A 25,692-nucleotide genomic window follows, 5' to 3' on the forward strand; every position below is an offset into this window, starting at 1 on the left:
CGCGCGCTGCGGCGGGCCCGCCGACTTTCGGGTCTTTTCAAGGCGAAGGAGCGAAGAATGTGCGCGGAGCACCGGACGCACCCGGTCGAAACGGTGACGGTCCCCGGCCGGCCTCGTTCACCGGGACCGCGCAGTCCGGCCGAGGTGCGCGAGGCGGTCAGGCACGCCTTCGAAGGCGCACGACGATCCCGCAGCCGCGAAACCGTGGCAGGTGACCGCGACACCGTGGCGGGTGACGAGGCCGTCGGCGACGCCCTGCTCGTCGCCTCGGAGCTCACCACCAACGCGATGCTGCACGGCGGCGGCGTCACCCAGTTCGAAGTGACGCTGGACGACTGGGACGTACGCCTGTCGGTGAGCGACCGCAGCGGGGAACTGCCCACATCGGCACGGCACATCGACGACCGCGGGTTCATGCGGGTCGGAGGCCACGGCTGGCCGATCGTCTGCCATCTCGCCCGTGACATCACGATCTCGGAGCTCGACGCCGGAGGAAAGCGCATCACCGCCGTCGTCCCGCTCTCACCCCGGTAGAGGCCGGGCACCGCCCTCCTTCTGACGGGCACCGCCTTCCTGCCTCAGCGTTCAGTCATCTTGAGCCGCCCCGTGGCGAGAGGGCCCTCGGTTCACGCGGAGAGGGCCTGCCGGGTCTGACGTGGTGTGCCGGCCACAGGTGGGGCACCCGGCTCCGCGGGGCGCACGGGGTACGTGGTCTTCGCCGGGTCCACGACCGGGTCCCCCAGTACGATCCGGCCCGCCGCCTGCAGCGCGTCGCATTCGTCGGTGGGCAGGGCCACATGGCAGACGCCGAGTCCGGCACCGGAGCTGAGGGGTTGCCAGTAGCCGTACCGGCGACGGCCGTTGGCGTGCACGGTCAGCCAGACGGGAACTCGCTGCACCGTGATGAGACGCAGAACCTCGGCACCGCCGGGGCCGAGCGGAGCGGGTGTGCGCGGGACGGCTCGGAGCTTCATCAGCGGTCTCCGTCCAGGGTGCGCGGCACAGCTCGGCGGTGGAGGGCGGGCGTCATGTACGGGCGGCCTTTCGTCGAACGGGTGCGATCGCGCATCGCCGGGACGATGACGTTCTCGCTGCTCCGCATTGTTGCGGAGAGCACTGACAACTGGGCCGGAGCGGCTCCGGAGTACTCTCCGGAGCCGCTCGTCCGGCCCTCGTGACCGACGGGTGTCCCGGTTACGGAATACCACTCCTCGGTTTCAAGCCCGCGCTCCCCGGTTTCAAGCCCCGCGCGTCATGGCGATGAGCACGTTCCGGCGGTGGGTGCGCCGCCCGGGCCCGCTCCGGGCGACGCTCGCCGTGGTGCCTTCAGCGGATCCTGGCGCCGTACACGTGAGTGACGCTCATCGTCATGAGCACTCTACGGTCGGTCACCATCACCGAGCGGTACTCGTCCCAGTCCGGGTGCTCACCGGAGGCGCGCCGGTAGTAGTCCACCAGCGCCTCGACCTCCGGGCCGTGGGGGTCCGTTCCCGGCCCGGTGAGGGTCGCCGTGCCCTCGGCCGTCGCCCACGACCCTCCGTCGGGGCCGGTGACCTCCAGTGCCGCTCGCGGGTCCCTGCGCAGATTCGCCGTCTTGGCTCGTCCCTCGGTCATCGAAACGTAGAGAACACCGGCCTCCCGGTCGTAGAAGGGCATGACGGGCGACAGCTGGGGGCGGCCGTCCGACTTGATCGTCGCGAGAACGCCGAGTCGGCTCTCCGCGAGCAGTGTGCGTGGGTCGAATGGTGTGGCGGTCATGTCCAGGGCCAAGTCGCCACCCCGGCCCGGCTATTCCCGACCGGGCGAGGCCGACGGGCGGCGGAGCGAGGCCGACGGGCGGTCATGATCGCGCTTCCGAGGGCTTGCGGAACTGCTCGATCATCGCCGCGTAGCCGTCACCGCCGCGTCCGTCGGCCACGGCCCGGTCGGCCAGGGCCTGGATGAACCTGGGCAGGTCGGCGTTGACACCGCGGGACTCGCTCTCGTGGACGAGGTGCTCCATGGCGGCCCGGTGGGTGTCGAGGGTGGCGTCGAGGGCCGGGTACGTACCCTCGGCGATCTGCTGCGCGTAGCCGGGCAGCCAGTCGGTCACGATCCCGATCCCCTGCCTCACGAGCGGGACGAGCCCCACGGGGTCCACCCCCGCCGCCCCGAGCAGCGCGGCACCGTGCAGGAATCCGTTCAGGACGCCCCACATCAGGCCCAGCACGGCCATGTCGTGCAGCGACGACAGGGCGTGGTCCTCGCCCAGGTACGTCGTTGCCGCGGTCAGACTCCTCAGCGTGGGCTCGTGCAGGTCGAAGGCCGGCCCGGGCCCGCTGTAGACGATGATGGCGTCCCCCGTGCCGATGCCCGCAGGGACGGCCAGGATCACGCCGTCGAGGTAGTCGCCGCCGTGCCGCGCCGCCCACTCGGCCGTCTCGCGGGCCTGCTCCGAGGTGCCCGAGGTCAGGTTCACCAGGACCCGGCCGTCGAGGGCCTGGCCCACCGGATCGAGGAGCTTGTGCACGGCGTCGTAGTCCGAGAGGCAGACGACCACGAGTGGACTGGCCGCGACGGCGTCGCCGATCGAGTCCGCGAGTGTCGCGCCCTGTGCGATCAGCGGTCCGGCCTTCTCGGCCGTGCGGTTCCACACGGTCGTGGGGTGCCCGTCGCGCAGGAACGCTCCGGCCAGTGCCTGGCCCATCAGCCCCAGTCCGATGATCGTCACGGGCGTGCGGTCGGCATCGCGATTCTGTGTCATGTGCTCCCCCTGGATGAGTTGGTGGTCATGGCAGAATCGTCAACGTTCACACCGGTATGAAGGTCAAGGGGGAATCGGCGTGCTGATCGGGGAGTTGAGCCGGCGGACCGGGGTCCGCACGCATCAGCTGCGTTACTACGAGGCCCAGGGGCTGCTGGAGCCCGGCCGCGGCAGCAGCGGCTACCGCGAGTACCCGGACGACGCCGTCCTGACCGTCGTCCAGATCAGGCGGCTGCTGGAGGCCGGACTGTCGACCGAGGAGATCGGGTACCTGCAGCCCTGCGTCACGGGCACGGCCCCCGATCTCGAACCCTGTCCGGAACTGCTGGACACCCTTCGGGCGCGCCTGCAGGGGCTGGACGAACACATCGACACGCTCACCCGCTCCCGTCAGGTCCTCCACGACTACATCGGCGCCACCGAGCGGCGGGTGTCGGAGGAATCCCAGGCGTGATCGAGCTCCGGCGGACCGGTCCGGACTGCACTACGCGACGGGGACGCCCGGATGGCAAAATGGGCCCCCAGCGGAGCGGCGAGGGCGCTTCGACCACACAAGCGGGTGACACATGGCCGATGAGCCGGGCGAGATCTGGGAGCGGTTCGCCGTCGCCCTGGCGGAGATGGCGCGGGATCTGCTGGCCCAGGACTCGGCGCAGGACACCTTGGACCGCATCGTGGAGCATGCGACGGTCCTGATCAACGGATGCGACCACGCCGGCATCCTCACCGTGCGGCGGGGCGAGGTGCACGCGCTGGCGGCGACGAGCGATCTCGTGCGCCGCGCGGACCGGATCCAGCAGGATCTGCGGGAAGGCCCCTGCTTCGACGCGGTGACCGACCGCCAGCAGGTCTACACCATCCAGGACCTGCGCGAACCCCATGCCCGCTGGCCCCGCTTCGCCCCCGAGCTGCACAAGCTGGGCATGGGAAGCGCGATGGGCTTTCTCCTCTTCACCGAGGACGACGATCTCGGCGCCCTCAATGTGTACTCCCGGCAGCCGGGCACCTTCGACGAGGCCGCTCAGCGTGCCGGCTGGATCCTCGCCTCGCACGCGGCCGTGGCCTTCTCCGCGGCCCGTACGCATCAGCAGCTCGGCCACGCCATGGAGACCCGGCACGAGATCGGCGAGGCCATGGGCATCCTCATGGAGCGGCACGGACTGACCGAGGACACGGCCTTCAAGGTACTCAAGAAGGCATCGCAGGACCGCAACATCAAACTGCGCGAGATCGCCCGCCTGATCTGCGAGACAGGCGAGAAGCCGGGCTGACCGCGGCCGGGAACAGACCTGCCTTGCCGGTGGGGGCCGGCGGCCCCCACCGGCAAGGGCGAGGCGGGTCAAGTGGTGGCGCAGGTGCTGCCGTTGAGCCTGAACGCAGTCGGAGCGGTGTTGGTGGCGCCCTTGCTTCCCGTGAAGCCGACGGTGACCGAGCCGGCGGCGGGGATGGTCGAGGTGTAGGAGGCGGGGGTGACGCTCACCGCGCCGCCGCTCTGGGTGGGGGTCCCGCCCCACATGTTGGTGACGGTCTGGCCGTTGGCGAAGGCGAAGGCAAGTGTCCAGCCGCTGATGGCGGTGGTGCCGGTGTTGCGGATGGTCATCTCACCCTGGAAGCCGCCCGGCCACTCGCCGACGACGCGGTAACCGACCGAGCAGCCCGCACCGGGCGTGCCGCCGCCCTCGTCGGTTCTGACATTCACCGTGGCCGAGCGGGCCGAGCGGTTCCCGGCGGCGTCGCGGGCGTAGACGGCGAAGGTGTACGTCGTGTCGGCGGTCAGGCCTGTCACGGCGACGGTGTTGGTGGTGGAGGCGGCGACCGTGCTCTCGGAGCCGCCGCTGACGCGGACGACGTCGTATCCGGTGACGCCGACGTTGTCGGTGGCGGCGGTCCAGGTGAGGGTGAGGGAGGTGGCCGTCACCGCGGAGGCGGCCGGGGTTCCGGGGACGGTCGGGGCCTGGGTGTCCCCCGGGTTGCCGCCGCCGAAGACGGTCGCTTCCCTGGACGTCTGGGCGATTCCGTTGGCGCCGTTGAAGATGCGCCGGCCCCATGAGCTGAGCCGGCTGGGATCGAACCCGATCGACAGGTCGAGTATCGGGTCGGTGTTGCCACTCCAACTCCAGGCCAGATAGCCGAGCCCGAGCTGCTGGGCCGCCGCCATCATGGTGTCCTCGTCCGGGTCACCCCACTGGTCGGGAGGCCCGCCGAACTCACCGATGAGGATGGGGAGTCCGGCGTTGACGAAGGCGTTCAGATAGTCGGTGATCTCCTGGGCGGTGTCGTACACGCTGTACATGTGGATCGAGAAGATCAGGTTGCCGGTCGTGTCGGCGTCGTACACGGACTGGGCGTTGGCACGCATGACGCCTTGCCAGTCCTGGCCCCAGTTGGGCGCGTCCACCATGATGGTGTGCTCGAACCCGGCGTTGCGCAGCTTCTTGATCGCGGCGATCGTGGGATCGGTCCAGCCGGCCGGGTTGGTGTTGCCCCAGGGCTCGTTGCCGATGTTGACGATGACGTAGTTCTCTTCACCGACGAGTACGTCCTTGAGGCCGATCCAGTAGTCGGCCGCCTGGTCGAGCGTGCCGGCCGCGGCGTCCTCGCCGTATCCGGTGGTGTCGTGCACCTCCAGGACGCAGATGAGCCGGTTGGCCTTGCACTGGCCGACGACGGCGGCGACGTCCGCCGCGCTGTTCCTGGTCCAGCGGTGACCGTTGGAGAGGACGACGCGGACGGTGTTGGCGCCGAGCGCCTTCACGTCGGCCAGTGACTGCGTCTCGCCCGGGTACCAGGTGTGGGCGTGGTTGACGCCGCGCATGATGAAGTCGTTGCCATTGCCCTCGACCAGGCGGCCGTCGTTGATGTGAAGGCCGGTGGCGAGAGCACCGGGCGACTGGGCATGAGCCGTCGCCGGACCGAGGACACCGAGAGCGACGAGCCCGAGGAGGGTGACCAGTCGGGTCAGGAGGGCCGCTAAGTGGCTCGCTCGTATCGTGCTGGTCGTCGTGCCTTTTGTCGTGCCGCTTGTTGCGCTGCTTGTCGTGCTGCTTGTCGTGCCTCGTGTGGTGCTTCTTGTTGTTCTCACTGCGACTCCAGGGAGTGAGCGCCAAGAAACCTGAGCATCAGAAGAAACGTGGGAGCGCTCCCATAGACCCACTACGGCAGGAACATGTCAAGCGATCGCGCAACCGGGCGCCTCCGAGGCCCCCCCTCCGGCGATCACCCCATGCGCAGCAGCGAGCACACGGCCGATTCCTCCATCGCACGGACCTTCCGCAGCAGGTCCGGAGTCGTTGTCTGGTTCACCTGGGTCGTGAGCGAGACGGTGAGGGAGCGCCGCCCGTCCGGTGTCGCGGCGAGCAGCTGGGTGTAGCCGGGGGTGTTTCCGGTGTGCCCGAGCACCACTCCGCACCGGGTGGTGTAGCGGAAGATGCCGAGCCCCGCCTTGTTGCGGCCGGGGCCGGCCGGTTCGGAGGCGCCGTCCACCCATCGGCGTTGTTGGCGCAGCGCGGCCGGGGAGGTCAGGGCGCCGCTCGCGTAGCCGCGGATGAAGCCGTTCATGTCCAGCGGCGTGGAGATGATCCCGCCCGAGGCCCACACTCCGGAGGCGCCGATCAACTCGCTGACATCCAGCGGCGGGACCTCACCGACGTCGTAGCCGTGCATGAAGGGCCGCACCATCTCGTACCCCTGCGGGAGGCTGGTCTCGTGCAGGCCCAGGGGGCGGTAGACGATCTTGCGGAGCAGTGTCTCGTAGCGTTCGCCGGTCACCGCTTCGGCCATGAGGGCGACGGCGATGTTGTCCGAGTTCGAGTAGCGGTACTGGGAGCCAGGGCGGAACAGCAGACGCTCGTCACGGACGAAGTCGAGCAGACGCCGCGAGTCGAAGTGCCGTCGGGGGTCGGCCGCGAGCAGACGCAGGAACTCCGGATCCCGGCTGTAGTCGGGCAGACCGCTGGTGTGCTGCAGCAGCTGTCGCAGCGTCACCTTCGCCCAGGCTCGGGGCAGGCGCGGGAGTCGTGCCCCGATGGTGTCGTTGAGGTCCAGGGCGCCGTGCTGGACGAGACGCAGGGCCACCGCGCCGCTGTAGGCCTTGCTCGCGCTGGCGATCCGCGTGTGGTCGCGGGGTCCGATCGGACGGCCGGTCGTCAGGTCGGCGACTCCGGCGCGCAGTACGCGGCGTTTGTCGCCGCTCTGCAGGAGGACCACCACTCCCGGCGGGCCGCCCGGAGCGGCGACCAGTTGGTCGAGCTGTCGCTGCAGTTGGTCCGGGTGGTCGTGGGAACCGTCGCCGGGAGCCGCGGCGGCCGGTTGGAGCGTCCCGCTGCCGATGGAGGCGGCGGCCAGCACAGTGACGAGGCACAGGCGCAGACGAGGGTGACACTGAAGCGGCATCATCATTCCCGGGCAGACGGGGCAGGACACGCCCAGCATCGGCTCACGGGAGGCCCACCGCTCGCGCACCTGCTCCAAACAGCCGATCAGGGCGCCGGGCCCGGGTGAACAGCGGTCGGCAGAGCACGGGCCAGGGCATGGGCCGGAGCGGCGGGGAGACTACAGGGCTCAGCGGGCGTCCAGCGAGGACGAGCACGCCGTACGGCCAGTCGCCGGGCGGCCTGTCCCGCACCCGCCCCCCATGCCTCGGCCTCCGACGCCACTGTCCGATGTCCGATGTCCGCTGTCCCCTGCCCCAAAAGGCCAAGTTGCTCATCTGGTCGACGGAGCGAGCGCTCCTGCCGCACCGTCCGTGTGGCTCTGCTCTGCAACGTCGGCGGGCCGTGCCGCCCGGCCTTGCAGGAGCTCCGTGCCCAGTGGTGTGAGGGTGTGCCGCATGGTGTTGCGTACGCGCAGGCTGTGAATCAGGCCCGCGTCGCGCAGCACGGTCGCGTGTTCGCTGACCGACGCGGGCGAGATGGCCAGCCGGCGGGCGATCTCGTTGCCGGTCGCGTGCTCCACCTCCGCGATCGTGGCGAGGGTCGCCGCCCGGGTGCGGCCGAGGAGACGGTCGAGTGCGCTCGCTCTCCCCACGGCACCGGCGGGACGCAAGGAGTCGATGCCCCGGTTCACCGGGTACACCAGCACGGGGGGCAGGGAACCGTCGCGGAGCGCGATGGGCCTCCCCCGGCAGAAGTACGAGGGCACGAGCCGCAGTCCGCGCCCCTGGAGGTGGACGTCCCGGTCCTCGGGATAGGACACCTGCAGGACCGGCGCACGCCACTGCACCGTGGGGTGCAGCCCGCTCAGCAGCCGGTCGGTCCCGCCGGCCAGGAACGCCTTGGCGCGCAGGGCCCGTTCGGCGTCCACCGAGGCGCTGATCTGTGTCCAGTACGGGTACAGCGCCTGCCGGTGATAGCGGCGCAGGGCCGTGCCGAGTCCCCGTCTGGCCGCGGGCAGGCCCGAGGAGAGCGCGGCCGCCCACGAAGGCAGTCTCCGCTGCTGCCCGAGCGTCGCCACGTCCGTCCGCAGGCGAGTGTGCGAGGTGGACAGGATCGTGTCGACGGCTGCTTCGGGGTCAGTGGTCCCCTCGGCCGGTGTCAGGAAGTCGGGCGAGTACCCGCGAGGCGGAACGAGGTGCAGCAACGGCCGTGCGGCCGTGTCCAGCGACGTCCGGACGTGCGTGCGCCATCGCCGCAATTCGACATCGATGTCGGGACCGCCGAGCACATGAAGGCTGAGCAGGGCTTCCCAGGCAGGATCCGGCCCGGTCGCCAGACGAATACGGCCGAGGTCCTCGGCGCTGAAATGGATACGCAGCATCAACTTCCCCCCGAAAGGCTGCTACCCCAGGCGCCCCACTCTGGCCGATGAACGCGGGGTGCGATAGCTCCGATTCCGCCAGCCCTGGTCTTTCGGCGACGGCCGAAACTGTTCCTGTGAGTTCCCTGAACCGGCCTAGTTTCAGGGCCAGTCACCACGGGGGTACGGCGACGGAAACCGCCGACGGTTTCCGTCGCCGCCCGTAGGCAAACGGAGGACTTCGTGACAACTGCACGTCGAATGGTCGGTTCCCTCGCGGTCGCGGCAGCTCTCGTCGCCGGGACCACCGTCCTGGCCACCGCCCCGGCGTCCGCCCAGGCCGACGCGTCCGCGCCCGCCGAGGCCCAGCGCGCCGACTGGGACGGCAACATCTACCTCTACTACAGCGCGTCCAGCAACAGCTCCTGGAGCAAGTACGGCGGCTGGGTCAGCGACTTCGCCGGGCACACCTTCGCCGCGGGCGGTGAGGGCAGTGGCCGACTCGTCAAGAACAACGTGAACCGCGCCTGGAACAACGACGCGAGCTACGCCGCGCGGATCTATTACAACGAGAACTACAACGCGAGCGGCAGCGCTCCCTACGACGACTTCTACCCGGGCAACTCCCGGCAGCTCAACAGCGGTGTGCGGAACAACAACGCCTCGATGAGCTGGTGGTACGTCGGCTGACATCGGGCTGCTCGGGCCCGTCCGAGAGCTTCGGACGGGCCCTTCCGTACGAGCCCTTGGTACGGGGCCTTTCGTACGGGCCTTTTCGTACGGCCGCACACACAAGGGGGACATGACATGCGGGCGCGAACCAGGCAGCGCACACTGCGGACCGGGGCCGCGGTCGTCCTTTGCGCCGCCCTCGCGGGCTGTGCGGAGGGACAGGCTGCCGAGCCGAGGCCGAAGGTGTCAGGACCGCCTCCCGTGACCGGGGTGCCGACGATGCTCGGCGTCGGATCGCTGGTCCTGCCCATCGAGCCCTACCTGTTCACCGACCGGCAGGTCGCCCGGCTGTTCAGGGCGCGGGCGGTGCTGACCGCGTCCTGCATGGAGCGGTTCGGCCACCGCTGGCCCGTCCCCACCGAATCCGCACCGGACACCGGCACACTGAACCCGGCCAACACGGCCCACCGGTACGGGATCACGGACGCTCGGCTCGCCGCCCGGTACGGATACCACCCGGCACCCGGCACGGCACCGAGTCGCTCCAAGGAGAAGAGCCCGGGTCCCAAGCCCGGGCCTGAAGAGATGGTCCTTCTGACGGGCCTCCGCGACGACGGCACCCCGGCGGCCAAGGACGCACGCGGGCGCACCCTTCCGGCCGGCGGATGCCAGGGCGAGGCCACGGCGGCCCTGTCGGGCGACCCGGAGAAGATCGGCAACCGCGAGCTCGTCGGCACGATCAACATCGGCAGCTACAGCGACTCGCAGAAGGATCCACGGGTGGTGGAGGTCTTCCGCGCCTGGTCGCACTGCATGAAACGACACGGCCACCAGTACGCCGATCCGACTCGAACGCCGGGCAAGAAGCCCGAGTTCACGGGTCCCAAGGCCACCCGGGCCGAGATCGCCCTGGCCGAAACGGACGTACGGTGCAAACGCGAGACGAACGTCATCGGCGTCTGGTCCTCGGTCGACGCGGCCTACCAGCGGCGGGCGATGAGCGCGAAGACCCGGGAACTCGACGCGGTCAAGCGGGACATCCGCAAGCAGGTCACCAACGCGGACCGCGTGCTGAGGACCGGCTGACGGCGCTCGACCGGTCCTCATCCGGTTGCGGAGGCTCCCGTGATGCCCGCGTCCGTGATCCCCGCGTCGAAGGGAACGGACGTGTGCTGGTGGACGATCTGCCAGCGGTCGCCCGCCGCACGGTAACCGGTGGTCACCCGTGCCGTGGTGTCCAGCGAACCACCGCCGACCAGCGTGGCGCGCATCCGTACGAGGGCGTGGCTGAAGGCGATGCTCTCGTCGACCCGTACGCGGAATACGAGCACCTCGCGCTCCACCGGCCCGGCCAGCGTGGAGAACCACATCTCCTCGGCCTTGCGCAGGGCCTCGATCCCGCGCTGCTCCAGACCGCTCACGGGGTGGAAGACCTCGACGTCCGGCGCGTAGCAGGCCATCGCCCGGTCGAAGTCGCGGTCGCGGCCGGCCGCGGTCAGTTCCGCGTCCAGGCGGCGGATCTCCTCCTCGGCGTCGCCGTCCTCCCAGAACGCGCGCACCTCCATGGCCCCGAAGCTCGCGACGGGATGCTTCGCCGCCACCTCGACGGCCTCCTCCAGGCTGTCGCACTCAAGGATGTCGAACCCGGCGATGTACTCCTTCGTCTCCGCGAACGGCCCGTCGGTGCGCAGCACTTCGCCGTTGCGCACCCGCACGGTGACCGCCTCCGTGGGCGACTGCAGGCGGTGGCCGTGCAGCCGTACGCCGCGCTGGACGCCATGCTCCTCGACCCAGGGTTCGACGGGGGCCACGCCGGAGGTGTCGGCGGTGTCGTCTCCGCAGACCAGCAGCATGTACTTCATGTTTCCTCCAGGTATTGACGAGGCCCCTGTGGGCCCCTGCGCCCCACCGACGAACAGCGGTACGCCGAATCGACACTCCGCCAGGAATTCTTGTGTGCGGCCGGTCAGGCCGCCTCGGCGGGTTCGGCGGTCCATGTGACGTGCGGGGGTTCGACCCGCGCGCACAGGGGGCCGCCCCGTTCGTCGGTCAGGCCGAGGCGGGCCACGAGCAGGCCTTCGCGGGCGGCCGCGGCGAGTACCTCTTCCGGGACGACGTCGAGCATGAGCTTGGCCCGGCGGAACATGCTGAAGACGCCGGACTCGTCGACCGTGCCCCAGGACAGGTAGATGAACCGGCGCCCCAGCCGGTCCTGCACGTAGGGGCCCTTGATCTCGGTGCCGGTCGGTGAGGTGACCGCGGTGCACTCCAGCGTCCAGGTCGCCGACTTTGCGTCGCCCGGGTGCGGTTCGAGGAGTTCGGCCGGACGGTCACGGCGTTGGACGGCGACATGGATGTTGTCGTACGCCGGGACGTTGCCGTCGGCGGGGGCGGGACCGGTACGGCCGGGCAGGTCGACGGCGTCGATTCGGATGCGCATACCTGCCATCATCGCGTTGCCGTCCAGTGCCGGGTCAGCCCCTCCGGCGTTTGAGGAGCGGGGGTTCGGGGGCTGGCCCCCGAGTAGTGACGGGAATGGGTAGGGGCGGCGGGGGCGAAAGATGCGCATTGAAAACCCCTGACGGGTGGCGCACTCTTGGCGAACTGCCTCGACCGGCAGGCACAGAGGCTGGGCAGGCACAGAAGTGGGAGGCGCAATGCGGCAGCCGGAGGACAGGCTCCTGGCGGAGGCCCTGGGCAGCATCAATCCCGGTGGGAAGTTCGCCTCCCGCTTCATGAGGAACGACGTCGGCGAGTCAGACCGTGAGCTGCCGCTGGACTTCGACACCACCCTCGAACGCGTCCGTACGCTGCTCTTCGGCATGGCCCGCGGTGCACATCCGGTGGTCCTCGAAGCGACGACGGACCGGGTGACCCTGCGCGTGCTCACCGGCGGCGGAGCCCTCTCCATGAACCCGGTGGTGATCACCGTGGACGTGACTCGCGCGGGCGAGTGGACCACCCGGATCCATGTGCGGGCCGTCGCGAAGGAGGGCCTGATCAAGCAGCGGGCCGGCCGGAAGACGGCCGAGAACGTCGTGGCTCTGCTGGACGGAACCGACCCGCGCCCCTGAGCCGTACGCACCGGTGCGCGCCCGGACCGCAGCGGCGGGCCGGGCGCGATGTGGGCGCGCGGCCGGTCACTTCACCGGCATCGCCAGGTACTGGTACTCCAAGAACTCGTCGATACCCACCCGGCCGCCCTCCCGGCCGAGCCCCGACTGCTTGATGCCGCCGAAGGGGGCGGCCGGGTTGGACACGAGTCCCGTGTTGAGGCCGACCATGCCGACCTCCAGGCGCTCGCTGACCCGCAGGGACCGGTCGAGGCCCTCGGTGAAGACGTAACCGACGAGCCCCCACGGAGTGTCGTTGGCGGCGCGGATCACCTCGTCCTCGTCGTCAAAGGTGAGGATCGCCGCCACCGGGCCGAAGATCTCCGTGTCCATCAGCCGGCTGCCCGGGTCCACGCCGGCCAGCACGGTCGGCGGGTAGAAGCGGCCGGGCCCGTCCGGAGTGGCGCCGCCGACGAGCACCCGGGCGCCCCGCCCGACGGCGTCGGCGACCAGCTCCTCGACCTTGGCGCGGCCCGCGTCGTCGATGAGCGGGCCGACGTCCACGCCTTCCTGGGTGCCGGGGCCCACGACGAGCGCCCCCATGCGTTCGGCGAGCCGCGCCGCGAAGTCGTCCGCCACGGAGCTGTGCACGAAGAAGCGGTTGGCGGCCGTGCACGCCTCGCCCATGTTGCGCATCTTGGCGATCATCGCGCCGTCCACCGCGGCGTCGAGATCGGCGTCGTCGAAGACGATGAACGGGGCGTTGCCGCCCAGCTCCATCGAGGCGCGTACGACGGTGTCCGCGCACTGGGCGAGCAGGATCCGCCCGACCTGCGTGGAGCCGGTGAAGGACAGCTTGCGGATGCGACCGCCCCTCAGGAGCGGCTCGACGACCTTGTCGGCCCGTGAGGTGGTCACGACGTTCAGCACGCCGTCCGGCAGGCCCGCCTCCCGGAGGATCCCGGCCAGCGCGAGGCTGGTCAGCGGGGTCTGCGGGGCGGGCTTGAACACCATCGTGCAGCCCGCCGCGATCGCGGGCCCGATCTTGCGGGTGCCCATGGCCAGCGGGAAGTTCCACGGCGTGATCAGCAGACAGGGGCCGACGGGGCGGCGCGTCAGCAGCATCCGGTTGCGGCCGTCGGGCAGCACTCCGTAGCCGCCGCCGTCGACGCGGACCGCCTCCTCGGAGAACCAGCGGAAGAACTCGGCCGCGTACGCCACTTCGCCCCGGGCCTCGGCCAGCGGCTTGCCCATCTCGGAGGTCATCAGCAGGGCGAGCTCGTCGGTGCGGGAGAGGATGATCTCGTAGGCGCGGCGCAGGATCTCGCTGCGCGCACGAGGTGCCGTACGGGCCCAGTCCTCCTGTGCCGCGACGGCGGCATCCTCGGCGAGCCGGGCGTCCTCGGGTCCTGCGTCGGCGACCCGGCAGAGGATCTCGCCGGTCGCCGGGTCGTCCACGGGCATCGTGGCGCCGGCTTCGGCGTCCAGCCACTTGCCGCCGATGAACAGCTGCTTGGGTACGTCGTTCAGGATGCTCACGGGGTGTCTCCAGGCTGGTCGGCACGGGCGGGGGCGGCGGGGTCGAGCAGTTCCGCGAGATGCAGGGCACGGGTTCCCCGGCCGCCCGCGAGCCGGCCGAGGTGGTCGATCTGGGTGGCGCAGCTGAAGCCGTCGGCCACCACGGTCGGTGAGGTGTCGGCCGCCGCGTCGAGGTGCGGCCGCAGCGACAGGTCGGCGACGGCCATCGAGGTGTCGTAGTGCTGTTCCTCGAAGCCGAAGTTCCCGGCGAGTCCGCAGCAGCCCTCCGCCTCGGTCACCTCGGGTATCCCGAGGCGGGCCAGCAGATCGCGGGGGCGGCGGCTGGCGAAGGTCGCGTACTCGTGGCAGTGGGTCTGCAGCAGCACCGACTCCGGCAGCGGGGGCGGGTTCCAGCCGGGTGCGGCGAGGTCGGTCAACGCGCCGGTCAGGGTGTGGACTCGTGCCGCGACCCGTCGGGCGACCTCGGTGCCGAGCAGTTCGGGAACGTCGCGTTTGAGGGCGGCGGCGCAGCTGGGCTCGGCGACGACGATCGGCAGTTCGCTGTCGGGTCCGCCGTCGAGCCGGGCCACGGTACGTGCCATGACCCGCCGCGCCACGGACAGTTGGCCGGTGCTGACCCAGGTCAGCCCGCAGCACAGCCCGTCCCGCGCGGCGCTGGGTAGCCCCGCGTCGGCGAGCACGCGTGCGGTGGCCCCGGCCACCTGAGGACGGAAGGCGCGCGTGAAGCTGTCGACGAAGAGCAGTGCGGTCGGCACGTCGGTGGACGTGCGCAGGGCGGACCGCAGCGAGCGCCGGGAGGCGAAGGCGGGGATCGTACGTTTCCTGGTGACGCCGCCGGCCCGCGCGAGCAGCCTTCCGACGGGCCCGCGGAGCAGCGCGTTCAGTGGTCTCGCGACCCGCCCGGCCAGAGCCGCCGTGAGCGGCAGCCATCCCAGTGAGTAGTGGGAGCGGGGCCGGATCCGACCCCGGTAGTGCTGGTGCAGGAACTCCGCCTTGTACGTGGCCATGTCGACGCCGACGGGGCAGTCGGTGGAGCAGGCCTTGCAGGACAGGCACAGGTCGAGGGCGTCGCGGACGTCCGTCGAGCGCCAGCCGTCGTGGACGGTCTCGCCGCGCAGCATCTCCTGGAGGGCCCGTGCCCGTCCCCGGGTGGAGTCGTTCTCGTCGCCGGTGGCGCGGTAGCTGGGGCACATCACGCCGCCCGCCGACGCGTCTGAGCGGCAGCGGCCGATGCCGACACAGCGGCGGGCGGCGCCGGCGAAGCCGTCGTCGTGCGGGAAGGTGAAGAGCGTCGGGCGGCCGTCCGGTACCGGCGGGCCGTGCAGGGCCAGGTCGGCGTCGAGCGCGGCCGGTGCCACGATGACGCCCGGGTTCAGCAGCCCCTCCGGGTCGAAGGCGCGCTTGAAGGCGGCGAAGGCCCGGATCATCCGGTCGCTGTACATGACCTCCAGCAGTTCACCGCGTGCCCGGCCGTCGCCGTGCTCGCCCGAGAGTGTGCCGCCGTGCCTGACCACCAACGCGGCCGCCTCCTGGAGGAAGCGGCGGGCGGCGGCCCGGCCGGTGTCCGTGGCGAAGTCGAAGTCGACGCGCACATGGACGCAGCCCGCGCCGAAGTGCCCGTACAGGACGCCGGTCAGTTCGTGCGCGGCCAGCAGTGCGCGGAAGTCGCGCAGGTAGGCGGCCAGGTCCTCCGGGGCGACGGCCGCGTCCTCCCAGCCCGGCCAGGACTCCCCGCCGTCCAGCAGGCGGGCGGCCAGACCTGCGCCGTCCTCGCGGACCCGCCACAGGGACCGCCGCTCCCCCGGGCTCGCCACCAGCCGCCCGTCCACCATCCGCCCGCGCGCCTTGAGGGTGTCGAGGAGTTCGGCCGCGCGGCCGGTGACCAACTCCTCCTCGTCGCCGTCGAGTTCGACGTACAGCCAGGCCCGTCCGCCGGGCAGCCCGGTGACGGAGTCCGTTCCCCGGCGGGCGCGCATGGTCGCGACGATGGCCTCGTCCATGCCCTCGACCGCGGTGGGCGACCAGCGCAGGATCTCCGGTACGTCCTCGGCTGCGTCCACGACATCGTCGTAGCCGAGGGCCAGCAGAGCCGAGGCGGGAGCCGTCTCCACGAGGCGGACGGTCGCGGCGACGACGACCGCGCAGGTGCCCTCGGTACCGACCAGGGCGCGGGCCATGTCGAAGCCGTGCTCGGGCAGCAGGTGTTGAAGCTGGTAGCCGGAGACCTGCCGCGGGATCCGGCCGAGCTCGGTCCGGATGAGCGCGAGATGGTCCGCGACCAACTGCCTTACCTCGTCGGCGAGTCGGACGACGCGCTCGACGGACGCGGTGTCCGAGGGATCGGCCGCGCGCAGCCCGTTGTGGTCGGCGATCGCGTGGACGCCGTCGGCGGTGACGATCTCCAGCGACTCGATGTGGCGGCCGGTCCGCCCGTGGCGTACGGACCGGTTGCCGCACGCGTCGTTGCCGATCATGCCGCCGAGCGTGCACCGGCTGTGCGAGGACGGGTCGGGGCCGAAGGTGAGCCCGTGCCGCCCCGCGGCCGTCCGCAGGTCGTCGAGCACCACTCCGGCCTCGACCGTGGCGGTACCGGCCGCGGGGTCGATGTCCAGCACGCGGTTCATGTGGCGGGAGAAGTCCAGGACGACGCCCGGGCCGATCGCGTTGCCCGCCATGCTCGTGCCGCCGCCGCGTGCCGTGACGGGGATGCCCAGTTCCCGGCAGGCGTTCAGTACGGCCGCGACGTCGGCGGCGGAGCGGGGGAACGCCACGGCCCGTGGCGGCACCCGGTAGTTGGAGGCGTCGTACGCGTAGGCGGCGGTCCGGCCGCCGGTGTCGACCCGCATCCCGGGGGCGGTCGCGGCGAGCAGCCGCGACAGCGCCTCGGTGCCGTCGGGCGCCGACGAGCCGGGCCCGCGAGGCGGCAGCGGCGCCGTCTCGTGGCCCGTGAGAGAGTCCGGACCAGCGCTCACGGCGCCGAGGTTCCGGTTGCCACGGCGGCGGACCAGGCCCGCAGCCCGTCGTCGATCGCCGTCTCGTCGACGACCAGCGCGGGGATCATCCGTACGACCTGGTTCCAGGCGCCGCACAGCAGCAGGAGCAACCCCTCGTCCACCGCGGCCCGTTGGACACGCGCGGCCGTAGCGGAGTCCGGCTGCCCGTCCTCGGTCACGAACTCGGTGCCGAGCATCAGGCCGAGCCCTCGTACGTCCCCGATGCCGGGGGTGTTCGAGGCGACCGTCTCCAGACCGGCCCGCAGCCGGGCTCCCATCGCCTCGGCGTTCTCGACGAGCTTCTCGTCGCGTACGACGTCGAGGGTGGCGCAGGCCGCGGCACAGGCGACGGCGTTGGCGCCGTACGTGCCGCCCTGCGAACCGGGCCAGGCCTTCCGCATCAGTTCCTCGGAGGCGGCGATGCCCGACAGCGGGAAGCCGCTGGCCAGGCCCTTGGCGGTGACCAGGATGTCCGGGGTGACGCCGAAGTGGTCGTGGCCCCAGAAGCGGCCGGTGCGGCCCACTCCCGTCTGTACCTCGTCCAGGATCAGCAGGAAGCCGTGGCGGTCCGCCCGCTCGCGCAGTCCTTCAAGGAAGGCCTGGTTCGCTGGCACGTATCCGCCCTCGCCGAGGACCGGCTCGACGATGATGGCGGCCGTGTCGTCGGGTGAGGAGATCGTCTGGAGCGTGTAGTCGAGTTCCTGGAGGGCGAAGCGGGTGGCGGTCTCCTCGTCCCAGCCGTACCGGAAGGCCGTCGGGAAGGGGGTGACGACCACTCCGCTCATCAGCGGTGAGAAGCCGGAGCGGAAGCGGGTGCCGGAGGTGGTCATGGAGGCGGCGGCCACGGTCCGGCCGTGGAAACCGCCGTGGCAGACCAGGACGTTCGGCCGGCCGGTTGCCTGTCGGGCCAGTCGCAGCGCGGCCTCCACCGCCTCACTGCCGGAGTTCATGAAGAACAGACTGTCCAGCCCCGCCGGCAGCACCTCGCCGAGCCTGTCGACCAGTTGCCGCAGCGGCTGGTGCATGACCGTCGTGTACTGGCCGTGGATCAGCGTGCCGACCTGCTCCTGCGCGGCGGCCACGACCCTGGGGTGACAGTGGCCGGTGCTGGTGACACCGATGCCGGCGGTGAAGTCGAGATAGCGGCGGCCGTCCTCCCCGTACAGGTGGACGCCCTCGCCTCGGACCGCCACCACGGGCGTGGCCTGGCGAAGGTGCGGCGACAGTGTGGTCATGTTCGTCTCCCGGCGGTGTGTCGGATGTCGCTCGGTCGTTTCTCGCTCGGCGTCTTCAGCATTTCCAGGGAGCCGGACCGTCACAACGTCTGATCTGTCCGCTCCGGGCACGGCATTTGGACGTTGTGTCAACCTCCTCGGGCGGGCAACGTCGTCAACGGCCCGGTCAACGGCCGTCGGCACGACCTTGCGCAGGTGGCGGGGGCTTGTCAGAGTGGCCGGGCACGTATGGAGGCACCGTGAGTGAGGAACGCCGGACGGCCGGACCGCCGCACGGGGACGAGCCGGAGGCCGTGACGGGCCGTCCCCTCACCGTGGGCGACGTGCTGGGGCTTCCCGTGCTGGCCGCGGGGCAGCCCCGGGTCGTCGCAGGCGAGTCCGGTCTCGACCGGCGGGTCCAGTGGGTGCACATCACCGAACTCACGGATCCCGCCTCGTTCCTCAAGGGCGGGGAGCTCGTCCTCACCACCGGTATGCCGCTGCCGGAGCAGCCTGCCGAGGTGCGGCGGTACGTGGACGAGCTCGCCGACATCGGTGCGGCGGCCCTCGTCATCGAACTGGTCCGCCGGTACCACCGCCCGCCCGAGGCGCTGGTGCACGCCTGCCGGAGCCGTGGTCTGCCGCTCGTCACCCTGTCCAAGGACGTCAACTTCCTTGAGGTCACCCAGGTCGTCCACGCGCTCATCGTCGGCAACCAGATGCAGGCGATGCGCAGGACCCAGCAGATCCACGAGGCGTTCACCGCGCTGACGCTGCGCGGCGCCTCACCGGAGGAGGTGGTCCGGGCGGCGGCGGAGACGAGCGGCCACACCGTCGTGCTGGAGAACCTGGTCCACCATGCGGTGATCTGCGAGCCCTCGGGCCGGACCGTGGAGGAGGCGCTCACCGGATGGGAGCGGCGTTCCCGGGCGACGCCTGCCTGCGACCACACCGAGGTGCTCGGTCCCGAGGACTGGCTCGTGGCACCGGTGGAGTACCGGGGCGAACCCTGGGGCCGCGTCATCATGCTGCCCGCCCCGACCCGTGCCCCACGTACCCCGTCGTTCGGCCCCGAGGACGTGGCCGTGCTGGAGCGGACGGCGATGACCCTGACCATCGCCCGTCTCATCCACGCCACGACCTGGGAGCGAAGCGCTCACCGCAACACGCTGCGGGACATCGCCGAACAGCGCCACCGCTCGCCCGACGAGGCCCGGGCGCGCGCCGCCGCGCTGGGCCTGCCCACCGAGGAGTGCCGCTTCCTCGCCGTCCTGGTCGACACCCGCACCCACCCGGGCGGCGAGGAGCTGGAAACCCGGCTGGCCGAGGACCTGCGGACGGTGACCGTGCCCGCCCTCGTGGGCGAACTGGCCCCCGGACGCGTGGGCGTGCTGCTGTCCCTGCGCCCCTCCGGGTCCTGGCGGCCCACGGTCGAACAGCTCGGCCGCACCGCGCTGAACCTGGACGCGGGGGCCGTCGTGAGCGTCGGCTCCGAGGTCACCGACCTCTCCCGCGCGGCCCGTTCCTTCCGCGAGGCGACACGGGTGGCGGAGGCGGCCCTGCCGCACTCCACGGACAAACCCTTCCACGAGCTGTCCGACATCGGCCTGCGGCACCTCCTGTACGCGCTGCGCCAGGACCCGCGCGTCCAGAGCTTCGCCGAGCGGCAGCTCGCCCAGCTCATCGACCACGACAGCCGGCACGGCACCAGCCTGCTGACGACGCTGCGCCACTACCTGGACGCCGCCGGCAACAAGACCACCGCCGCTCGCCGGGGCGAGCTGTCCCGGCAGACGCTCTACCAACGGCTGCACACCATCGAGCGGCTGCTCGGCCTCGACCTCGAATCCGGCGAACACCGGACCGAACTGCACGTGGCCCTCATCGCGCTCGACGTGTCCCGGCTGGGCTGACAGCGCTTCAGGCGGCCACCGCGGCGCCCCGCTCGCTCCCCTCTCCCTCTCCCTCTCCATCTCCATGGATCGGCTCTCTGTGGATCGGTGCGTCCGAGCCGGTCAGCGGGACACCCGTGCCGCCCCGCCGGGCCGCGACGATCTCCGCCGCGATGGACAGGGCCGTCTCCTCGGGCGTACGGGCGCCGAGGTCCAGCCCGATCGGTGAGCTGAGCCGGGCCAACTCCCTTTCGGTCAGGCCCACTTCACGCAGTCGGCGTTCACGGTCCTCGTGCGTTCGGCGCGAGCCCATCGCGCCCACGAACGCGACCGGCATCCGCAGGGCCTCCGTCAGCAGGGGCACGTCGAACTTGGCGTCGTGAGTGAGTACGCACAGGACCGTGCGGGAGTCCGTCGTGGTGCCCCGCAGGTAGCGGTGCGGCCAGTCGACGACGATGTCGTCGGCGTCGGGAAAGCGGGCCCGGGTGGCGAAGACGGGGCGGGCGTCGCAGACGGTCACGTGGTAGCCGAGGAACTTGCCGACGCGGACCAGCGCGGACGCGAAGTCGATCGCACCGAAGACGATCATGCGGGGCGGCGGGACGCTCGACTCGACGAGCAGCGTGACACCGCCGGGGCAGTGCGAACCGTCCGCCGAGAGCTCGATCGTGCCGGTGCTGCCGTTGTCGAGCATGGCGCGGGCCTGCGCCGCCGCCGTCCGGTCCAGCTCGGGGTGCCCGCCGAGCCCGCCCTCGTACGACCCGTCGGGCCGTACGAGGAGCGCCTGGCCCAGGAGTTCGGCCGGGCCCCGGGCGACCCGGGCGAAGGCCGTCGGCTCACCCCCGGCGGCGGCCGACAGCGCCGACCGGAACACCGTCCGGGCGGGCGCTGTCGCGCGTACCGGTGTGACGAGGATGTCGATGATCCCGCCGCAGGTCAGTCCTACCGCGAAGGCGTCCTCGTCGCTGTAGCCGAACCGCTCCAGAACGGTCCCGCCGTCTGCCAGCGCCTGTTGGCAGAGGTCGTACACCGCGCCTTCCACACAGCCGCCGGACACCGAACCGATGACCGTGCCCTCGCTGTCGACCGCGAGGGCGGCGCCGGGGCCGCGCGGGGCGCTGCCGCCGACGGCCACGACGGTGGCGACGGCGAAGTCCCGGCCCTCCTCCGCCCAGCCGTGCAACTCCTCGCTGATGTCAAGCATCCTCGCCCGCCATGAGGACGCGGTCGGGCCGGATGGGCAGGTTCCGGTGGCGTACGCCGGTCGCGTGCCAGACCGCGTTGGCGATGGCGGCCGCCGCGCCCACGATGCCGACCTCGCCGATGCCCTTGATCCCGACGGGGTCGTCCGGGTCGGGGTCGTCCACCCAGTCCGCCTCGATGTGCGGTACGTCGGCATGCGCGGCGACGTGGTAGCCGGCGAGGTCGGCGCCGTAGTGGCCGCCGGTGGCCCGGTCCCGGACCGCTTCCTCGTGCAAGGCCATGGAGATGCCCCAGGTCATACCGCCGACGAACTGGTTGCGGGCGGTGAGGGGGTTGACGATCCGGCCCGCCGCGAAGACGCCGAGCATGCGGCGCACCCGTACCTCGCCGGTGGTGCCGTCCACGGCGACCTCGGCGAACTGGGCTCCGAAGGAGTGGCGTTCCTTCGGGGCGAGGGCACCGATGGCCTCGGTGGTGTTCGACCGCGCAGTGATCCCTTCCGGCGGAATGCCGTCGGTGAGGGCGAGCCGCTCCCGCAGTTCACCGGCCGCGGCCGTGACCGCCCAGGCCCAGGAACGGGTGCCCATCGAGCCACCCGCGATCATCGCCGGTCCGAGGTCGCTGTCGCCGAGGCGCACGCGGATGTGGTCCGGTGCCACTTCCAGCGCATCGGCCGCGATCAGGGTGAGCGCGGTCCGCGCCCCGGTGCCGATGTCCGTCGCGTTGATCCGCACGGTGAAGGTTCCGTCCGCCTCCGCCGTGATGGCCGCCGTGGACGGTGCGGCACCGGCCGGGAAGGACGCGGCCGCCGTGCCGGTGCCGAGCAGCCAGCGCCCGTCGCGGCGCAGTCCGGGCCGCGGATCGCGGTCCGCCCAGCCGAACCTGTCCGCGCCCTTGCGGAAGCAGGCGACGAGGTTGCGACCGCTGAACGGCAGCCCGGACACGGGGCCCACGTCGGGTTCGTTGCGGACGCGCAGTTCGATCGGGTCGAGGCCGCACCTCTCGGCGAGTTCGTCGAGCGCCGACTCGATGGCGAACGACCCCGGCGCCTCGCCCGGTCCGCGCATCCAGGTCGGGGTCGGCACGTCGAGCCGTACGACCCGGTTGGCCGTGTGGTGGGCGTCGGCGTCGTACATCACCCGTGCCACGCCGGCGCTGGGCTCGATGAACTCGTGCACGGTCGAGGTGAGGCTCAGCGAACCGTGATCCAGCGCGCGCAGCCGCCCGTCGGCGTCGGCGCCGAGCCTGACGTGCTGTGTGGTGGGGCTGCGGTAGCCGGCCAGCGAGAACATCTGACGGCGGGTCATGACGACCCGGACCGGGCGCTGCAGGAGGGTCGCGGCCATCACCGCGGACACCTGGTGCGGGCGGACGCCCTTGCTGCCGAAGCCGCCGCCGACGTGTTCGGAGCGCACCCGGACCGAGGCCGGGTCGAGCGAGAACAGGTTCGCCAGTTCGCCCGCGACCCAGGTCGTGCCCTGGTTGGAGTCGACGACTTCGAGCCGGCCGCCGTCCCAGCGGGCCGTCGCCGCGTGGGGCTCCATCGAGTTGTGGTGTTCCTCCGGGGTCGTGTACCGCTCGTCCACCACGACGGCGGACGCGGCGAGTTCGGCCGCCAGGTCGCCCTTCGCCGTCACGCCCGGCATATGGCCCTCCGCCGCGTACGCGTCCGGGTGTCCCGCGTAGAAGTCGACGTCGTGCGGTTCCTCCTCGTAGTGCACCACCAGTGCTTCGGCGGCCTCCCGGGCCTGTTCGGACGTCTCGGCGACGACCAGGGCGACCGGCCAGCCCATGTGCGGCACCCGGTCGTGCTGGAAGACTGCGACGGTCGGATCCGGCGGGGACCCGAGCAGCCCCAGGTAGTCGGTCTCGACCCGTGGGGCGTTCTCGTGGTGCAGGACGGTGAGTACGCCCGGCATGCCGAGAACGGGTTCGGTGTCCAGGGAGCGGACGCGGCCCCGGGCGACGGTCGACAACACCAGCCAGCCGTGGGTCAGTTCGGCGAAGGGGACCTCTCCGGCGTAGCGGGCCGCTCCGGTGACCTTGTCGCGGCCCTCGACGCGGGTGTGCGCGGTTCCGACAGCTCCGTTCAGGGCCCTGGTGCCGCTCGTGACGGTGGTCATCGGCCGGCCTCCTCGGCGAGTCGGGTCAGCTCGGCCACCACGAGGTTGCGCATCAGGGTCACCTTGTATCCGTTGTGCGGCAGCGGCCGTGCGGCCGCGAGTTCGGCGTCCGCGGCGGCGGCGAACGTCTCGGCGTCGGCCGGTGCCCCGGCCAGCACCCTTTCGGCCGCGCGGGCCCGCCACGGCCGGGACGCGACCGCCCCGAAGGCGAGACGCACATCGCGTACGACGCCGTCCTGGACGTCGAGCGCGGCGGCGATCGAGCCGATCGCGAAGGCGTACGAGGCCCGCTCGCGCACCTTGCGGTAGCGGGAGTTGGCGGCGACCGGGGCGGGCGGCAGCGTGACATGGGTGATCAGCGCGCCCGGCGGCAGATCCGTCTCGCGGTGCGGAGTGTCTCCCACCGGCAGGTAGAACCAGCTGAGCGGCAGTTCCCCCGGCCCGTCGGTCGTTTCGTACGACACGACGGCGTCGAAGGCGGTCAGTGCCACGCCCATGTCGGAGGGGTGGGTGGCCACGCAGTGGTCGGAGGCGCCGAGGATCGCGTGGTTGTGGTGCTCGCCCTTGATGGCGGGGCAACCACTGCCCGGGACGCGCTTGTTGCAGGGCTTGGTGACGTCGGCGAAGTAGCCGCAGCGGGTGCGCTGGAGCAGGTTCCCGCCGACGGTGGCCATGTTACGCAGCTGCCCGGAGGCGCCGGCCAGCACCGCCTGGGCCAACGCCGGGTAGCGACGCCGGACTTCGGGGTGCGCGGCGAGGTCGCTGTTGGTGACGGTCGCGCCGATGCGCAGGCTGCCGTCTCGCGTCAACTCGATGGTGTCCAGCGGGAGTTCGCGGACGTCGACGAGCTGGGCGGGCCGCTCGACGCCGGTCTTCATCAGGTCGACGAGATTGGTGCCGCCGCCCAGGAAGCGGGCGTCGGGATCGGCGTCGAGCAGCGCGACCGCGCCGGAGACGTCGAACACCCGCTGGTATCCGAACTCCCTCATGCCGCCGCCTCCTCGGTCTGCGGGAGGTCCGCGGACGTCACGGTCTGCGTCTCTGCGGCCGCCCTGGCGACGGCCTCGACGATCGACACGTACGCGCCGCAGCGGCACAGGTTGCCGCTCATCCGCTCGCGGATCTCGTCGGCGCTCAGCGGTGGTGGTGCGGCTTCGGGCCGGACGTCGTCGGTGACGGCGCTCGGCCAGCCCGCCGCGTGCTCCTCGATCACTGCGACCGCCGAACAGATCTGGCCGGGCGTGCAGTAGCCGCACTGGTAGCCGTCGAGGTCGAGGAACGCCTGCTGCACAGGGTGGAGTTGATCGCCCGCGGCCATGCCTTCGATGGTGGTGATCTCACGCCCCTCGGCCGCCACCGCGAGCTGCAGACAGGACACGGCCCGGCGGCCGTCGAGCAGAACGGTGCACGCACCGCACTGGCCCTGGTCACAGCCCTTCTTGGTGCCGGTCATGTCGAGGCGCTCACGCAGGGCGTCGAGCAGGGTGGTGCGGTGGTCGACGGAGAGCGTGCGTTTCTCGCCGTTGATGTTCAGACTGATGGCGCTGTACGTCGAGGGGGTGGCTGGGGCCATGATCAGCCTTCTTTCGCGTGTCCGGAGCGCTTCCGAAGAACGGTCCGGCGGGCAGAAGCTTCAGAGAGGGAACGCCGGTGACAACGGTCACGGGCGCCCACGCCGGCCGTGCCCAGCGCTAGAGTGGGCTCAACCGGACAGTTGTCCGCTCACAGGAAACGTAACGGACAGTTGTCCGGTTGGGCAAGGTCGGGATTCGGACACGGACCCGCGAGGAGGACGAGTGCAGCCGAAGAAGGACGGGCCCCAGCGCTCGGACGCACAGCGGAATCGCGAACGCATCCTGAAGGTGGCCCTGGTCGAGCTGACGAACTCCGCGGACACCCCGCTCAGCGTGATCGCCAGGAAGGCGGGCGTCGGGCAGGGCACGTTCTACCGGAACTTCCCCAATCGGGAGACCCTCGTCCTGGAGATCTACCGCCACGAGATACAGCAGGTCGCCGAAAGCGCCGCCGAACTGCTCGAGACGCGGGAACCCGAGCAGGCCCTGCGCGAGTGGATGGACCGACTCGCCCGGTTCGGCATGGCCAAGGCCGGCATCGCGAACGCGATCCAGCAGGCGACCAGCGGCCCGGCGAATCTGGCGAAGCCGGGGCACGCCCCGGTGTCCGCCGCGGCCGAACTCCTCCTCCGCGCCAACGAGGAGGCCGGCACCATCCGCCCGGGCGTCACCGCGGACGACTTCATCCTCGCCATCGGCGGTCTCTGGCTGATCGACCCCGCCGGCGACTGGCAGCCCCGCGCCACCAGGCTCCTGGACCTGGTCATGGACGGGCTGCGGGTGGGAGCGCCCGGACCGGCGGGATCCGGACCGGCCGCTTCCGGACCGGCCGCACCGGGACGCTGAGCGCCGCCGTCCGGCCACCGCGAGCGAGTGCGCCATCCGCTCGACCGATGCCGCCGGCACTGCCGCTGACGATGCCGCTGACATGATCGAAAAGGCGGCGGTTTAGC

General features: G+C 71.4%; 23 protein-coding genes. 8 read left to right on the plus strand and 15 right to left on the minus strand.

Features of this window, described 5'->3' with window-relative positions; translation table 11 throughout:
- Positions 1-57: 57 nt before the first annotated feature.
- Positions 58-534, plus strand: coding sequence for an ATP-binding protein (locus ACFWXQ_RS00780; protein WP_383947981.1), 477 nt, complete (start codon positions 58-60; stop codon positions 532-534).
- A 92-nt stretch (positions 535-626) separates the two neighbouring features.
- Here ACFWXQ_RS00780 and ACFWXQ_RS00785 read toward each other — a convergent pair whose 3' ends face one another.
- The 3 genes from ACFWXQ_RS00785 to ACFWXQ_RS00795 form a co-directional block, all read right to left on the minus strand.
- Positions 627-974, minus strand: a complete 348-nt coding sequence (locus ACFWXQ_RS00785) for a hypothetical protein (protein ID WP_383947979.1) — start codon at positions 972-974, stop codon at positions 627-629.
- Positions 975-1,326: 352 nt separating this feature from the next.
- Positions 1,327-1,758: a PPOX class F420-dependent oxidoreductase gene (locus ACFWXQ_RS00790; protein WP_383947976.1), complete on the minus strand. Its 432-nt coding sequence runs from the start codon at positions 1,756-1,758 to the stop codon at positions 1,327-1,329.
- An 82-nt stretch (positions 1,759-1,840) separates the two neighbouring features.
- Positions 1,841-2,743 carry an NAD(P)-dependent oxidoreductase gene (locus tag ACFWXQ_RS00795; protein ID WP_383947974.1) on the minus strand — a complete coding sequence of 301 codons (903 nt, stop codon included), beginning with the start codon at positions 2,741-2,743 and terminating at the stop codon, positions 1,841-1,843.
- 79 nt (positions 2,744-2,822) lie between these two features.
- Here ACFWXQ_RS00795 and ACFWXQ_RS00800 point away from each other — a divergent pair, with 79 nt between their 5' ends.
- Both ACFWXQ_RS00800 and ACFWXQ_RS00805 read left to right on the plus strand, forming a co-directional pair.
- Positions 2,823-3,197: a MerR family transcriptional regulator gene (locus tag ACFWXQ_RS00800; protein ID WP_383947971.1), complete on the plus strand. Its 375-nt coding sequence runs from the start codon at positions 2,823-2,825 to the stop codon at positions 3,195-3,197.
- Between the two features lie 112 nt (positions 3,198-3,309).
- Positions 3,310-4,014: a GAF and ANTAR domain-containing protein gene (locus tag ACFWXQ_RS00805; RefSeq protein ID WP_383947968.1), complete on the plus strand. Its 705-nt coding sequence runs from the start codon at positions 3,310-3,312 to the stop codon at positions 4,012-4,014.
- 68 nt (positions 4,015-4,082) lie between these two features.
- Here ACFWXQ_RS00805 and ACFWXQ_RS00810 read toward each other — a convergent pair whose 3' ends face one another.
- The 3 genes from ACFWXQ_RS00810 to ACFWXQ_RS00820 form a co-directional block, all read right to left on the minus strand.
- Complete coding sequence (locus ACFWXQ_RS00810; RefSeq protein WP_383947999.1) at positions 4,083-5,705, minus strand: cellulase family glycosylhydrolase; 1,623 nt, start codon at positions 5,703-5,705, stop codon at positions 4,083-4,085.
- 254 nt (positions 5,706-5,959) lie between these two features.
- The gene (locus ACFWXQ_RS00815; protein ID WP_383947996.1) at positions 5,960-7,135 is read right to left on the minus strand and encodes a serine hydrolase domain-containing protein; all 1,176 of its coding nucleotides are present in this window, start codon (positions 7,133-7,135) and stop codon (positions 5,960-5,962) included.
- Positions 7,136-7,447: 312 nt separating this feature from the next.
- A complete protein-coding gene (locus ACFWXQ_RS00820; protein WP_383947965.1) occupies positions 7,448-8,497 on the minus strand; it encodes an ArsR family transcriptional regulator in 1,050 nt (349 codons plus the stop codon).
- 222 nt (positions 8,498-8,719) lie between these two features.
- On the opposite strand from ACFWXQ_RS00820, the gene ACFWXQ_RS00825 reads away from it, so the two are divergent.
- Together ACFWXQ_RS00825 and ACFWXQ_RS00830 are read left to right on the plus strand one after the other, a co-directional pair.
- A complete protein-coding gene (locus tag ACFWXQ_RS00825; RefSeq protein ID WP_383947962.1) occupies positions 8,720-9,166 on the plus strand; it encodes a hypothetical protein in 447 nt (148 codons plus the stop codon).
- Between the two features lie 243 nt (positions 9,167-9,409).
- A complete protein-coding gene (locus ACFWXQ_RS00830) occupies positions 9,410-10,234 on the plus strand; it encodes a hypothetical protein (protein ID WP_383947959.1) in 825 nt (274 codons plus the stop codon).
- Between the two features lie 17 nt (positions 10,235-10,251).
- Here ACFWXQ_RS00830 and ACFWXQ_RS00835 read toward each other — a convergent pair whose 3' ends face one another.
- Together ACFWXQ_RS00835 and ACFWXQ_RS00840 are read right to left on the minus strand one after the other, a co-directional pair.
- Positions 10,252-11,010, minus strand: a complete 759-nt coding sequence (locus tag ACFWXQ_RS00835; RefSeq protein ID WP_383947956.1) for a nuclear transport factor 2 family protein — start codon at positions 11,008-11,010, stop codon at positions 10,252-10,254.
- A gap of 104 nt (positions 11,011-11,114) precedes the next feature.
- Complete coding sequence (locus ACFWXQ_RS00840; protein ID WP_383947993.1) at positions 11,115-11,588, minus strand: DUF5990 family protein; 474 nt, start codon at positions 11,586-11,588, stop codon at positions 11,115-11,117.
- 217 nt (positions 11,589-11,805) lie between these two features.
- Between ACFWXQ_RS00840 and ACFWXQ_RS00845 the strand changes: the two genes are divergently transcribed.
- A complete protein-coding gene (locus ACFWXQ_RS00845; RefSeq protein WP_383947954.1) occupies positions 11,806-12,222 on the plus strand; it encodes a hypothetical protein in 417 nt (138 codons plus the stop codon).
- A 66-nt stretch (positions 12,223-12,288) separates the two neighbouring features.
- On the opposite strand, the gene ACFWXQ_RS00850 is transcribed toward ACFWXQ_RS00845, so the two are convergent.
- The 3 genes from ACFWXQ_RS00850 to ACFWXQ_RS00860 all read right to left on the minus strand — a co-directional run bounded on the left by ACFWXQ_RS00850 (position 12,289) and on the right by ACFWXQ_RS00860 (position 17,968).
- Entirely contained in the window at positions 12,289-13,731 is a 1,443-nt protein-coding gene (locus ACFWXQ_RS00850; RefSeq protein WP_386267492.1) for an NAD-dependent succinate-semialdehyde dehydrogenase, read from the minus strand.
- Positions 13,732-13,736: 5 nt separating this feature from the next.
- Positions 13,737-16,586, minus strand: coding sequence for an FAD-binding and (Fe-S)-binding domain-containing protein (locus ACFWXQ_RS00855; protein WP_383947987.1), 2,850 nt, complete (start codon positions 16,584-16,586; stop codon positions 13,737-13,739).
- A 122-nt stretch (positions 16,587-16,708) separates the two neighbouring features.
- The gene (locus ACFWXQ_RS00860) at positions 16,709-17,968 is read right to left on the minus strand and encodes an aspartate aminotransferase family protein (protein WP_383947951.1); all 1,260 of its coding nucleotides are present in this window, start codon (positions 17,966-17,968) and stop codon (positions 16,709-16,711) included.
- Between the two features lie 239 nt (positions 17,969-18,207).
- Here ACFWXQ_RS00860 and ACFWXQ_RS00865 point away from each other — a divergent pair, with 239 nt between their 5' ends.
- Positions 18,208-19,860, plus strand: a complete 1,653-nt coding sequence (locus tag ACFWXQ_RS00865) for a PucR family transcriptional regulator (protein ID WP_383947948.1) — start codon at positions 18,208-18,210, stop codon at positions 19,858-19,860.
- A gap of 7 nt (positions 19,861-19,867) precedes the next feature.
- Here the strand turns inward: ACFWXQ_RS00865 and ACFWXQ_RS00870 are convergent, their stop codons facing one another.
- Genes ACFWXQ_RS00870 through ACFWXQ_RS00885 form a run of 4 tightly spaced genes read right to left on the minus strand, consistent with a single transcriptional unit; the run spans position 19,868 to position 24,738 of the window.
- Positions 19,868-21,043 (minus strand): XdhC family protein, encoded by a 1,176-nt coding sequence (locus ACFWXQ_RS00870; protein ID WP_383947945.1) that lies wholly within the window; start codon positions 21,041-21,043, stop codon positions 19,868-19,870.
- Positions 21,036-23,165: a xanthine dehydrogenase family protein molybdopterin-binding subunit gene (locus ACFWXQ_RS00875; protein ID WP_383947942.1), complete on the minus strand. Its 2,130-nt coding sequence runs from the start codon at positions 23,163-23,165 to the stop codon at positions 21,036-21,038. Before ACFWXQ_RS00875 ends, ACFWXQ_RS00870 begins: the two co-directional genes overlap by 8 nt.
- The gene (locus ACFWXQ_RS00880) at positions 23,162-24,154 is read right to left on the minus strand and encodes an FAD binding domain-containing protein (RefSeq protein ID WP_386267228.1); all 993 of its coding nucleotides are present in this window, start codon (positions 24,152-24,154) and stop codon (positions 23,162-23,164) included. The genes ACFWXQ_RS00875 and ACFWXQ_RS00880 overlap by 4 nt, the downstream gene beginning before the upstream one ends.
- Positions 24,151-24,738 carry a 2Fe-2S iron-sulfur cluster-binding protein gene (locus tag ACFWXQ_RS00885; RefSeq protein ID WP_383954842.1) on the minus strand — a complete coding sequence of 196 codons (588 nt, stop codon included), beginning with the start codon at positions 24,736-24,738 and terminating at the stop codon, positions 24,151-24,153. Before ACFWXQ_RS00885 ends, ACFWXQ_RS00880 begins: the two co-directional genes overlap by 4 nt.
- Positions 24,739-24,961: 223 nt before the next feature.
- On the opposite strand from ACFWXQ_RS00885, the gene ACFWXQ_RS00890 reads away from it, so the two are divergent.
- Positions 24,962-25,585: a TetR/AcrR family transcriptional regulator gene (locus ACFWXQ_RS00890; protein ID WP_386267230.1), complete on the plus strand. Its 624-nt coding sequence runs from the start codon at positions 24,962-24,964 to the stop codon at positions 25,583-25,585.
- The last annotated feature ends 107 nt before the right edge of the window (positions 25,586-25,692 follow it).

The organism is Streptomyces sp. NPDC058697 (assembly GCF_042715345.1).
Lineage (GTDB): Bacteria > Actinomycetota > Actinomycetes > Streptomycetales > Streptomycetaceae > Streptomyces > Streptomyces liliifuscus.